The sequence below is a fragment of the Psychrobium sp. 1_MG-2023 genome (genome assembly GCF_030689115.1).
Lineage (GTDB): Bacteria > Pseudomonadota > Gammaproteobacteria > Enterobacterales > Psychrobiaceae > Psychrobium.
Genome location: NZ_JAUYVJ010000001.1, coordinates 24,286 through 36,870 on the forward strand (window position 1 = coordinate 24,286; position 12,585 = coordinate 36,870).

The window sequence follows — 12,585 nt, forward strand, 5'->3', positions numbered from 1 at the left end:
GGGCTTTTTTTTGTCAAAAAATTGTCGAGTAAAGGTTTTTTGACATTATTTAGTGTTACTTTCACTTAAAAAACAAAAAATTGAAATAAAGTCGAGTCATCGCTTGTATTATTTCTGTTCATATATTCTACTGTGTGCAGCATAAGTAATATTGTATTCAATATAAACGTAAACCACCGAATCAGCATGGAGTTGGCTCGTTAATATCAGAAGAATGGAATGGGATATCAATGAAAAAAAATAAAATTGTCAGAAGTTTTTTATCCGCAGGCATGATCTTGAACGCAGCGGTATTAGTGGGCTGTGGCGGCGGTGGGGGCGACACTCCAGCACCAGTAGCAGGAAACAAGAGTCCGACACTGAGTATCACTGGCGAGAATAGTATTCAAGAGCAACAGCAGTTAAGCCTAACTGCTGTTGCAGCTGACTCAGATGGCAGTGTTGCTAGTTATCAATGGGCTGTTAAATCTGGCTTACCATTGCAGTTAAGCGGTGCCAATTCTAGCAGCGTAAGCTTTACGGCTCCTGATGTTACTGAAGATACCATGACGGTATTAGCAGTCACAGTGACTGACAATGATGGCGCGACAACCACTAAAGAAATTCAGGTAACCATTAAACGTAAAATATCGAGTGTAACTATCACTGGTTTGGTGACTGACAATGTTATTGCCAATGCAACCCTTGAGATCACCATTGGTGATCAGACATTAACAGCACAAGCTAATGGTGAAGGCCGCTATACGGCTGTACTAAATGTTGATGATTCTTTGATTAATTCGTTGATCAATATTCGCGCCTTTGGTGATCCAACGATTAATCCAGGTGTTGAGTTCGCGTCTATCTTGCCACCTGTAACTACCTTAGAGGCTATTGCTGGTGACGATGGTATTGTCGATAGTGATGAAAACTTCCGAGTCAATATTACCAATGTGTCAACGGCTGAAGTGATTTTGATTGACCGTGCTAATGGTGGTGAGGAGATTACTACTGAAGAGCAGTTAAACACTTTGTTAGCTGACGTGGATTCTGCTGAGCAGCTTGAGCTCGCTGCGGTCATTAAGATCATTGTTGATAATGATGATTTTGACTTACCTGAAGGTGTCGATTCAACGTTTGACTTGATTACCGATGAACAAGCGACTGAAGATTATATCGAAGAAATTAACGAAACAGACCCTGACCTAATTACAGAAATCGAAACAGAGATTAGGGAAGATAAAACGCTTGTTACCGATACCGAAGGTTTTGCCGACGCGTTTGATGCAAGCGCGGTGTTTATTCTTGATGAAGCCAATTACAGTGATGATCAGCCGTATAGCTATCAAGAGATTGTCGTCGATGCGGCAACAAATACGACGTTATTTAAATTTTATGAGCATGATATCGCGACTAAAAGCTTTAAAGAAAAAGCCGTTGAGTCCAACGATTATTTACTCACGTCGGCTGGTTGGGTGCCTTATGCCGAAGATCACCAACTGACACAACGTAATGCCGATGGTTCGGTGATATTTGTTAATAGTCAAGGCCAAGAAACATTAGTGACAGGTGAGCTAATTGAAAGCGCTGGTAAGAATATTAGCCAATTACTACGTGAATATGGCGATGATGATTATTGGGATGATTCATGGGCTGATAATATTAACCAGCAAGTGGCTTTCACTGAGACTGCCAGCTTATTTAAAGTTAATTTCACGACATTAAAAGCAAGTTATAACTTATGGACAGATGGCTGTGATTTAACCGATACCAAGTGTGATAATTATACTTATCTAGAAAACCACACAACGAACCGTTTAACCTCGCTTGATCATTTATTTGTTAATAAACCGTGGAATGGTGTCGATCGCAATCAACTTAAATTAATCCATGTCGAAGGTGATTACCATTACAATAACAGCTTAAAAGCAGAGTTTATTGCGTCGAAAACAGACAGTGGTTTAGTTAATTTATATGTTGAGGCTGGTGGTAACCCTATCCGCTTACTAGCTATTTCTGGCTCTTGGACTCGTGAAGTTGTTCACGGTGAAGAGTTGATTCTATTGCATATTCCAGAAGAAGTATTAGATATTATTCACTTTGATATTGATGCGGATGATACACGCAGAATGTTTGCTTTAGTCAATGGAGCTGTGCGTAATGGTAGCTATGAAAGACCTGGTGATGTTGAGTCTGGCGATGATGTATGGATGAATCAACAAGCCTTTAATCAAGTGATAAGTCATTTTAGCTACCTAGACACAGATAGCGATGGCGAATATGACGTTACGGATAGCGATGATGACAATGACGGTTATAGCGATAGTGCTGACGCATTCCCACGTAATCAAGCTGAGTGGTTAGATACCGACGGCGATGGTGTTGGTAATAATGCTGATACTGATGATGATGGTGATGGCGTATTAGATAATGCTGATCTTGACCCTCTGGACTCTGAGGTGGGAGTGGCACAACCATTAACACAAGCAGAGTTGTTAGCAAGTGCTTATATCAACATCGATCATTTCTCTGTTATCGAGCCAAGTATTGGTTTAGGTTATCATAATGCAGGCGGCTTCTTATTAAATCCTGATGGTACCGCTGTGGTGCATAGCCCTTGGGAGCTTCAGGTCGATGTAAATTGGGCCTTAGCTGACGATGTGTTAACGCTGACCCCTATTGAAACTATCCCCAATGCAGCCTCTTATGATACCGAAAGATTACTTGAGTTAGGTGTTATCACACCACAACAAGCACAAGCATACGCTGAGAGTGGCTTATCTGAATATATTCAGGTAGAAGAGCAAACAATAACAACAACCTTAAATAAAATCGGTGATAACAAGTTTGTTGAAACCAAGCATAGAACGATTACATTTACTGATGTGGATCAAGCCTTAGTGTTATTTGGTAACAGCAGTGAAGTTACTCAAACTTTCACTGATATTACCACTGTTGACTATCAGCCGATTAATCAACTTAATGTCATTCCTTTTACTACTGAGCAAGTCCTTGGCCAATGGGTACTTCCCGAGCACATAACTGATTATCAAAGACTACTTGCTGATATCGTTAGCTTTACTGATGATGGCCTTGCCCAAAGTGAAGTCACAAAAGAAAAATTTAGCTGGACGATTGGCACTGAAGGCCAGTTGATATTGACGAGCTTAACAGCACAAGCGGCCGGCACTACTAAAATTATTAGCTACGTGCAAACAGCAGCACTTGATGGTGATCTTGATGGAGTTGAGTTATTAACTCACTTAACGACTGCTGAGAATACTATCATCGGTTATGGCGCTGCATTGAGAGTACAGCAAGATATTCCAGAGTTTGATGCTGAGGGAGAGTTTCTACTTAATCACTTCACGATAGCAAATTCTGATTATTATAATGAGCAAGGATTTATAAATTATGACGACCTATGGGGTTATGTGCTTCATAGTGATGGTTCGGCCAGTCGTGGTTCTGCCAATGAGTTTGATAGTGAAGAATATTCAACCGCTAGCTATATCCACTCATGGCAGTGGAGTGAAGCAAGTACTGGCCGTATTACAATCAATGTGAATCGTGCTCAGTTTGGTGACTCATACTCTAATTGTTTTACCGCCAATGATGATTGTAATCCTTTCCGTCGCCGATTCTGGCAGCCAGTTGCACAAATTGGTGAAGAAACATTTGTGCTTGAGTGGTCCGAACGAAATATTAATGCAGATATTTTCCCGAGCGGAGAGCCTGATTGGCAAATGTTTATACCTGCACGTCTAACCTCATATCAACCTTATGACATTCATTACGATGTTGATGGTGATGGCATTCCAAATAGTATCGATATCGATGATGATAATGATGGTATTAATGATGCTGATGATCTGTTCCCGAAAGATAATTACGAATGGGCAGATAACGATGGTGATGATATTGGTAACAACCAAGATCAAGATGATGATAACGATGGTGTGGTCGACTGGGAAGATGAGTATCCGTTTGATAGCAATGAATCTGTAGACACTGATTTAGACGGTCTAGGTAATAATGCTGACACTGATGATGATAATGATGGTGTACTTGACGGGGTAGACTTAGCGCCATTAGACAACGAAGTTGGCATTGCGCTTGGCTTCACAGTGGCGGACTTAGCGGATAAATATATCTCTATCTCAGGTGGTCACTTAGATGAACCTAAAGTCAATATGGCCTATATCTCAGGTAGCAGCTTCACTTTTGTGAATGATGGAAGCGGTTCTGAAGGAAATCGAAATGGTGCAAGTGACTTTGACTGGGCGTTAGAAAATAACGTGTTGGAAAAAACCTCGACAGCACCAGTTGAATCCATTAAATATCAAACCGTTTCACAACTGGTCGAGACTGGTTTAATTACACAGGACATGGCTAATAACTATATTAATATGTATGGTGATAAATGGATTGCTGTATCAGTGACTCGTCTATCGGAGCAATGGCAATTACTTGAAAATGGCACTGAGCAAGATAGCTTCTGGGTTGTCCCTACAGATACTTATCGCATTACTCACAATGGCGATCGTGAAGAGCTGACAGGTGATATGGATGCTCCTGCGATTACCGTTGAAGGGGATGGCTTTAGCAGAACGTTGAAGGATTCATCTCAGTTAGCTGTTTATGACTTTGAAGCGAGTGAGCTAACTGGCGAATGGGTTATGCCTGTTAACTATAACCCTGATGTCCCTGAGCTGTCAGCATCGACCGTGAGTTTTAATGGTGACGGAATTAGTGGGGTTAACTTAAGTAATAGCATGGCATTTAATTGGTCACTAGATGCTGGTGTATTAGTGATTGATTACACCGATTTAGGTGCGCAGCTGCGCGTAACGCGCTTTGAGAAGAATGTAGATAGTTCTGAGCTTTATGTTGAGGTTAAACAGGGTGAAAAAACCTTTAGTACCTACATGTTAGCTGTGCAGCGAGATGATTCAGCTAATGTTGCTAGTTTAAAAGGTAACTTCCTGTTAAGCGGTATCACACTCACTAATGAAAATGTATATGACGAGGATGGTACAATTATCCCAGATGAGTACTTTGGATTCCGCTTAGATACTGATACTCAAGCATCGCGAATACATAGTGCAAACCTTGATATTTTCGGTGAGCAGCAATGGGATCGCTGGGCTTGGCAGTCAACAGGCAATAGCCTAGTATTTACATCAATGCAATCTGACGATGGTGTCCAATATAGCGACTGCTTGCCTGAAATGGGCCAGTGTAACCCTTATCGTCGTCGTCATTGGGAATTGTTGAAGCAAGTCGATGGTCGTGTTTATGTACTTGAGTGGGAACAGGAGAATGGTAACTCGTGGGACTTCGGTTCAACGGACGAGAGCTGGTGGACGCGTATCGCACCACGAATCAATTTCTATCAGGTGCATGAGTTAGACACTGATGCTGATGGCATTGTCGATAGCGCCGATACTGACATTGATAATGATGGCGTGTTAAATAGTGAAGATGTTCAGCCGTTTGATACTCACGTTTCTAGCGATATGGACGGTGATGGTGTTGCTGACCATTTAGATCGTTTCCCTAGTGATGATACTGAGTGGTTTGATTCTGATAATGACGGTTTGGGAAATAACGCCGATTCAGATGATGATAACGATGGCATTGCCGACGACGTTGATAGTTCACCGTATCGCTGGAATGAATTAATGGTGAGTAATCTGACTTTTTCGGATGCTGCAGTTGAAAGCTGTGTTACTGCCGCACTCGGGGCATCAACGTCAGTTGCTAGCGTGACTTATCTAAACTGTCAGGGGGTGACTATTAATTCGCTATCTGATTTTGTTCAATTTCCGAATTTAGCGAACTTGGATTTATCGCATTCAGATGTGGCTGATTGGTCTGCCTTGGGCTCGCTGACCTCCCTTGAAGATCTTGATGTGACGGATACTAACTTGGCTGATGCTAGTCAAATAGGGCTATTGTCAGGATTAATAAAACTACAGGTCAGTCAAAATTCATCAATAACAGATTGGAGCTTTGTTAGTTCTCTTTCTTCACTTGAGCAGTTTGCTGCAGAGAATACAACGTTCAATGATTTATCATTGTTTTCTACGGTTTCATTAAGAAAACTTTATTTAAGTCAATACGATAGTCCTTCTAGGGTGACAATGTCTAACTGGTCGAAAATAAGTGACTTCGGTGAGTTAACGAGCTTAACCGTGGCTAATACTGATTTTAGTGATTTAAGTTTAATCACTTCGAGTGTGTTAAGTTATTTATTTGTTGATAAAACGACGATTACAGATTGGAGTCAGCTTGACTCATATACTAGCCTGTCTACCTTAGGATTAAGTGATACTAGTTTTACTGATTTAAGCATGCTTCCTACGCTAACGGCTTATGACTTTCTTGGTCTTAACGCAGTAACGGTGACCAACTGGAGCGAGCTAGGAAATATTGCTATGGCAGCTAATGCTACATTGATGTTATCAGGCAGTAATATCACAGAGTTAAGTACGCTATCTGGAGCTGGCTTTGTGAGCTTAAACAGCCTGTTTATTTCTAATACAGCGGTGACTGATATTGCGCCATTGATGGATTTAACTGAATTATTACAAGTCGAGTTGGTTGGGGTGTCATTAACTGATCCCACGCAAATCGACCAACTACGTGCAAATGGAGTTAATGTACTCGAGTAGTTATAAACTCTAACTAAGAACCCAAGTCATTTTGGCTTGGGTTTTTTTATGTCTTTAATAATAGATATTACACATAATTTGGTTGAAAAAAACAATTGAGCAATGCAACATAGACCTTGTTAAATCAATAAGCTAGGTGAGTTTTAGATGAGTGTCAGGGACCGTTCAATTTTATGGCAAGTGATTATTATGCTGGTTGGTCTGCTTTTTTCAGCTCTCGCAGGTTGGTTAATTTATCAAGCAGAAGAAAAAAATGTGTACAGTGCGTTAAAGATTGATACTGACCGCCGCGCAGCTTCATTTTCACGTGATTTGGTTGCCAATACTGAACCACTTTATGCCATAGCTACTTTATTTGAACGCGGTGAAGTGCCTTCAATAAAACGGTTTAATACTCAGGCGAAAAAAGCGATTTCCCGTCATCCTGATATTCAGGCTATCGAATGGATCCCAAAGGTTGAACGCTCAAAAAGAGAAATGTATGAACAGCAACATCGAACCGTCTTTCCTCGTTATAAATTTACCGAACATGATGTAAATAAGGGGATGGTTAGTGCTTCCGTTAGAGACGTTCATTTTCCTGTTTATTACGTTTATCCTTACCAAGGTAATCAACAAGCGTTAGGTTACGATCTTGCTTCTGATCCCACGCGGCTACAATCATTGCTAAGTTCTCAAGCGACAGGGGAAACAACAGCGTCTGCGAGTATTAACTTAGTGCAAGATCAGGGTCAACAAAAAGGCTTTCTGGTGCTTGTTCCTATCTATAATAATGAGCCAAATGAGTTGATAGATTACCAGTCTCAGCTATTAGGTTTTGTGTCGGGAGTTTACCGGGTTAGTGATATTTTTTATAACTCGGCGTTACAAGAAAATCCTTTAGGCATTGAGATGAAAGTATTTGATGATACTAATGCTAACTCAAAAGCTTCGCCTGCCACTTTGTTAGTGCACCATAAATCTCGTCTTGCTGAAAAGGTGAAGGGCGGAATGGCTTATCGTAAAGAGCTGCCAACGGTGTTTGGACGACAGTGGAGTATCACTTCATCACCAACGCAAAGTTATGTTCGAGAGCATCATACATTGTTGCCGTATGTTATTAGCAGTGTTGGTATACTGTTGACGCTATTTGTGACTCATTATGTAGGTGCTATTCACCGTAAATCTAAGATGATACAAAGACTGGTAGATGAGCGCACCAAAGAGCTGTCAATTGCCAATGAGAAGTTAGAACAAGTGTCACGCACCGACTCCCTGACTGAGTTAGCTAATCGCAGATATATGGATGCCTTTTTTGTTAAAGAGTGGTCACGTGCGGCGCGTCACCAAACGAACCTTTCAGTTATCATGCTCGATATTGATCATTTTAAAGCGTATAACGACTTTTATGGTCACCAGGCTGGAGATGAGTGTTTGAAAGTTGTTGCTCAGGCACTTGCTGGGATTGTAGGACGCCCAGGAGACTTGGTTGCGCGTTACGGTGGAGAAGAATTTTCTATTATTGTTGCTCAAACAGAAAATGTAGAGCGTATTGCTGAGAATGCTAGACTCGCTGTTGAACGATTAAAGTTACCTCATCTAGCGTCTTCAACTGGAGAGTTTATTTCGATCAGTGTTGGGGTCTGTTCGGTGATACCATCAAGTCATTTTGTGCCTAATTTACTTATCAAGGCGGCAGATGATGCCTTATATCAAGCAAAAGAGAAGGGGCGAAATAGGGTTGAGTTCGGATCGCTTGAATTCACTGAGCTTTAGGTTTTATTTGCTCGCTAAAGTTTACCGTTTCCCTTATTAAAGCGACGAGCTTACGTACACAGATCATTCGAGAGTAGTTTGGCCTGACGACTAAAGATATCCCTCGGGTTGGTTGTGGATTCTCGAATGCAAGATAGTTAATATTTTCGTTGGTAAGTCCTGATTGAGTAGCGAGTGCTGGCAACAATGTGATCCCCAAGCCACAGGCAACCATGTGACGTAAGGTTTCTAAGCTGGTGGCTTGAAAGCTATTATCTTCTTGCGCTCCTGCTGCAAAGCAATAACCCATTGCTTGATCTTTTAAGCAGTGGCCATCTTCTAGAGTCAGGATATTTTGTTGGTGTAAATCGCTCAGGAGTAGGTTTTTTTTATCACTTAGAGGATGCTCTTTAGGGCAAGCTAGCATTAAAGGTTCATCAAATAAGTGGTAAGCGTCAAACTTTTCCATTTCGGGTAAATAAGGCAAGATTAAAGCGTCTAATTTGCCTTGATTGAGTTGTTCAAGTAAAACCTTCGTTTGCTTTTCATGCAAATAAAATTTGATATTAGGTAGTGATTGGCTAAGCAGCGGCATAATCTTGGGTAATAAATACGGCGCTAATGTCGGAATTAGCCCTAAATGTAAATCACCAGCGAAGGGGTCGAGTAATGCTTTTGCTGAGGCTTCAAAATGTTGTGCAGCTTGAAGCACTTGACGAGCTTCTTTGACCAATGTTTCACCCGCAGGAGTGAGCATCACATTGCCCCGATGACGCTCAACTAACTGTAAGCCGAGTTGGTCCTCTAGCTTCATGAGTTGGCCACTTAGGGTCGGTTGACTCACAAAGCACGCTTGAGCGGCTTGACCAAAGTGTTTGTGTTGCTCAATGGCGTCAAGATATTCAAGATCTCGTAATTTAATCATCGGGAGTTACCTTACGTAATAAATTTAGCCTAATGCTAACCAGCAGCCGATCAAGACCATTAGACTGCCAGAGATACGATTAACTAATTGGATACAGCCATTTTTACTTAACACTTTTTTTAACGTTAAGCCGCCTGTGGCATATAGCATCATACAGCTAAATTCCATAAATAGAATAACCATAATTAAGACGCTTAATTGAGGAGCTAATGCTAAGTCTGGATTAATAAAAGGAGGCAACAACGACATCATAAATGCCCAACCTTTGGGATTTGCTACTGCCGTAAAATAACCTTGGCCAAATAAGGTCCAGTTTGACGCCTGTGCTTTAACATCAGTTTCAGACTCTGGCTGTAAAGATAGTTTGCCTTTACTTAGACACATTTGGACGCCAATATAAATGAGGTAGGCGCCGCCCAGCCATTTAAATATACTAAATACAGCGGGGTAATTTAGCATCATGGCTGCAACACCTAATACGGCAGCAATAGCGACTGTAGCCACACCCAAGAGCTCCCCATACATCATATATAAAGTGCGTCTAATTCCAATGCTCATACCAAGACTCATCGCTAGTGTCATGCACATGCCGGGAGTAATCGAGATGAAAAAGCTAGTCGGAATAAAAATTAAAATAAGTGATAATTCAAGCATTTGATTGATATATCTAGAGTGCGGACGGCCTATTTTATCTGGATTTTATTAATACTTCACATACTTTGTAACATAGCTATGCTTTGCCTTTGAAGTAAATAAGTTACACTGTGTTTAGTTCAGCCTGTGAGTGAAATGAGGAGTCAATATGCCGTTACCGTTAATACTATTGGGGACTGCTCTAAGTTCGGTTGCACTCTATAGTGAGCAAAAAAGCCACTTACGTAAGCAAGATCGTCAACGTTTCAGACCGAACAATCATGATATGGGCCGTGAACCTTCAGAGTTATTGCCTAGTAAGCACTTAGTTAGGGTTATGCCGGGGAGTGTTGTTTGTTGTGAAGTGTATCAAGCCTTCCAGCATACTGGTATTGTCGTTGATGACGATACTATTATTGAATTACATGGCAGTGGCTTGATACGAGCGGTATCTTTTAAACGATTTTTACATGGACGTAGTGGTAAGAATATTTTTATTGCTTGCGATCGTAGGGCGCAACCAATTGTGGTTAATCAGGCTATTGGGGCTGCTGTGAATGATATTTTCACTTTCCACCGTTATGATTTATTCACCGCAAATTGCTATCGTCATACATGGCGTTGGTTAACTGGATTGGACCGTGAAATAAGTTCGTTTGAGCAATTTAATCGGTTGTTGAGTGCTCAAGCCAAACAACCGATCTATTGGGATAGAGCACACTTACCTAGCCGCTTAAATCACCTCTAACAAAAAGCTGGAATTCCTGTGATTGCACGGCCTAAAATTAAGGCGTGCACATCATGCGTACCTTCATAGGTATTGACCGCTTCTAGATTCATCACGTGACGAATAACTCCAAACTCATCGCTAATACCGTTGCCGCCATGCATGTCTCTTGCAATACGGGCGATATCTAAAGCCTTGCCACAGTTATTACGTTTTAATAATGAAATAAGCTCAACAGGGCATTGATGTGTATCCATGAGTCGGCCCATTTGCAAGCAACTTTGCAAACCTAAGCTTATTTCAGTTTGCATATCGGCTAATTTCTTTTGCACGAGCTGGTTGGCTGCAAGGGGACGGTTGAACTGTTGACGATCGAGGGTGTAGCTTCTTGCTGCATTAAAGCAATATTCTGCTGCGCCTAAACTTCCCCAAGCAATACCGTAGCGAGCTTTGTTAAGGCAACCAAAAGGACCTTTCAAGCCAGTGATCTCAGGAAAAATATTTTCCTCAGGGACAAACACATTCTCCATCACAATCTCACCGGTGATTGATGCCCGTAATGAAAACTTGCCTTCGATCTTTGGTGTAGATAGCCCATGCATCCCTTTTTCTAGAATAAACCCACGTATCACGTTATCGAGCTTCGCCCATACGACAAATACATCAGCGATAGGGGAGTTAGTGATCCACATCTTCGTGCCATTTAAGCAATAACCGCCATCGACTTTGGTTGCTTTACTGAGCATAGAGGCTGGATCACTGCCTGAGTTTGGCTCGGTTAAACCAAAGCAACCCACCCACTCGCCAGTGGCCAGTTTTGGTAAGAATTTACACCGTTGTTGTTCTGTACCATAAGTGTAAATAGGGTACATGACTAAGGAAGATTGCACACTCATTGCACTGCGGTAGCCACTATCAACCCGTTCTACTTCACGAGCGATTAAACCATAACTCACATAATTAGCAGCACTGCCCCCGTAGGCCTCGGGTAATGTGGAGCCCAATAAGCCTAGCTCGCCGAGTTCAAACATGATATCTCGGTCAAAGGACTCTTGCCTATTAGCTAATAGCACTCGGGGTTGTAATTTGTCTTGGCAATAGTTATGGGCGGCATCACGGATCATTCGCTCTTCTTCGCTTAATTGTAAGGTGAGTTGCAGTGGATCTTGCCAGTTAAATTGCGGCGTGTTGTGCATAAAGGCTCCATGTAATCGGCGGCGGGATTATAGAAGCTATATTATGCTGAAGTTTACGCCAAACCAATTATTCTATATCAACAAAATACAATTGCGCTGTTAACTAAAGCTGCCACTAATCGTTTGAGGTGTTTCACTGTCGTGCAGTAACTTAACGCCATGAATTAAGCGCGACAATTCTGGGCGGCATAATTCATTATTGGTTATGTCCATAATGACAATTTGCCCTTTCTCGTTTAGGACAAATAATGCTGGTTCTGCAAACGGGTGATTGGTTTCTGAAAAATCACTAGGGACTGAAATAAATAATCCCAACTCGTGCATTTGTTGTAAAGAAAGGCCGTAGGCCAACGGGTAGGACACATGCAGTTGCTGCAAATGAGATTGTAGCTGGGGAGCATCATCGGCTGATGCTGCCACTATACTAATGCCACTTTCTGCGAGTGTTAGTTTGGCATCTTCTAAAGAGTTCAAAAATTGTGTACAGCTTTCGCTGTGCCCTCCTCGGTATATAGCGATTAGTTGCCATGTGGCATCATGGTACGGTCGACTAATTTCAATTTCAACGCCGCTGATGGTGGGTAATGAGATTCGAGGGAACTGTTCTCCTGCACCTAGTTTGTTGCTACTCATGAGATTGCTCAAGCTCCTTTTTTATTCTCATTGTTTATTATAGGCAGGAGTTGGAAATTGCGCTGAGAAAAATAACAGCAA

Annotated in this window: 7 protein-coding genes; 3 read left to right on the forward strand and 4 right to left on the reverse strand. The window is 41.6% G+C overall.

Going from position 1 to position 12,585, the window contains the following annotated elements:
* Positions 1–230: 230 nt before the first annotated feature.
* Both Q8W26_RS00095 and Q8W26_RS00100 read left to right on the forward strand, forming a co-directional pair.
* The gene (locus Q8W26_RS00095) at positions 231–6,656 is read left to right on the forward strand and encodes a hypothetical protein (RefSeq protein WP_101212617.1); all 6,426 of its coding nucleotides are present in this window, start codon (positions 231–233) and stop codon (positions 6,654–6,656) included.
* Between the two features lie 147 nt (positions 6,657–6,803).
* Positions 6,804–8,411 (forward strand): diguanylate cyclase domain-containing protein, encoded by a 1,608-nt coding sequence (locus tag Q8W26_RS00100; protein WP_101212623.1) that lies wholly within the window; start codon positions 6,804–6,806, stop codon positions 8,409–8,411.
* Here Q8W26_RS00100 and oxyR read toward each other — a convergent pair.
* Both oxyR and Q8W26_RS00110 read right to left on the reverse strand, forming a co-directional pair.
* Positions 8,398–9,315, reverse strand: coding sequence for a DNA-binding transcriptional regulator OxyR (oxyR, locus tag Q8W26_RS00105; RefSeq protein WP_101212629.1), 918 nt, complete (start codon positions 9,313–9,315; stop codon positions 8,398–8,400). The two genes, Q8W26_RS00100 and oxyR, sit on opposite strands and share 14 nt — an antisense overlap.
* A gap of 24 nt (positions 9,316–9,339) precedes the next feature.
* Positions 9,340–9,969, reverse strand: a complete 630-nt coding sequence (locus tag Q8W26_RS00110; protein ID WP_101212636.1) for a LysE family translocator — start codon at positions 9,967–9,969, stop codon at positions 9,340–9,342.
* A 148-nt stretch (positions 9,970–10,117) separates the two neighbouring features.
* On the opposite strand from Q8W26_RS00110, the gene Q8W26_RS00115 reads away from it, so the two are divergent.
* Positions 10,118–10,696, forward strand: a complete 579-nt coding sequence (locus Q8W26_RS00115) for a hypothetical protein (protein WP_101212643.1) — start codon at positions 10,118–10,120, stop codon at positions 10,694–10,696.
* Here Q8W26_RS00115 and Q8W26_RS00120 read toward each other — a convergent pair.
* Both Q8W26_RS00120 and Q8W26_RS00125 read right to left on the reverse strand, forming a co-directional pair.
* Entirely contained in the window at positions 10,693–11,871 is a 1,179-nt protein-coding gene (locus Q8W26_RS00120) for an acyl-CoA dehydrogenase (RefSeq protein ID WP_101212649.1), read from the reverse strand. The two genes, Q8W26_RS00115 and Q8W26_RS00120, sit on opposite strands and share 4 nt — an antisense overlap.
* A gap of 99 nt (positions 11,872–11,970) precedes the next feature.
* The gene (locus Q8W26_RS00125) at positions 11,971–12,504 is read right to left on the reverse strand and encodes a redoxin domain-containing protein (protein ID WP_101212656.1); all 534 of its coding nucleotides are present in this window, start codon (positions 12,502–12,504) and stop codon (positions 11,971–11,973) included.
* Positions 12,505–12,585 lie beyond the last annotated feature (81 nt).

Bases quoted from the DNA above. Each gene is read 5' to 3' on its own strand.
- Q8W26_RS00120 (WP_101212649.1), bottom strand. From the start codon at position 11,871: ATGCACAACACGCCGCAATTTAACTGGCAAGATCCACTGCAACTCACC.
- Q8W26_RS00100 (WP_101212623.1), top strand. From the start codon at position 6,804: ATGAGTGTCAGGGACCGTTCAATTTTATGGCAAGTGATTATTATGCTG.
- Q8W26_RS00110 (WP_101212636.1), bottom strand. From the start codon at position 9,969: ATGCTTGAATTATCACTTATTTTAATTTTTATTCCGACTAGCTTTTTC.
- oxyR (WP_101212629.1), bottom strand. From the start codon at position 9,315: ATGATTAAATTACGAGATCTTGAATATCTTGACGCCATTGAGCAACAC.
- Q8W26_RS00095 (WP_101212617.1), top strand. From the start codon at position 231: ATGAAAAAAAATAAAATTGTCAGAAGTTTTTTATCCGCAGGCATGATC.
- Q8W26_RS00125 (WP_101212656.1), bottom strand. From the start codon at position 12,504: ATGAGTAGCAACAAACTAGGTGCAGGAGAACAGTTCCCTCGAATCTCA.
- Q8W26_RS00115 (WP_101212643.1), top strand. From the start codon at position 10,118: ATGCCGTTACCGTTAATACTATTGGGGACTGCTCTAAGTTCGGTTGCA.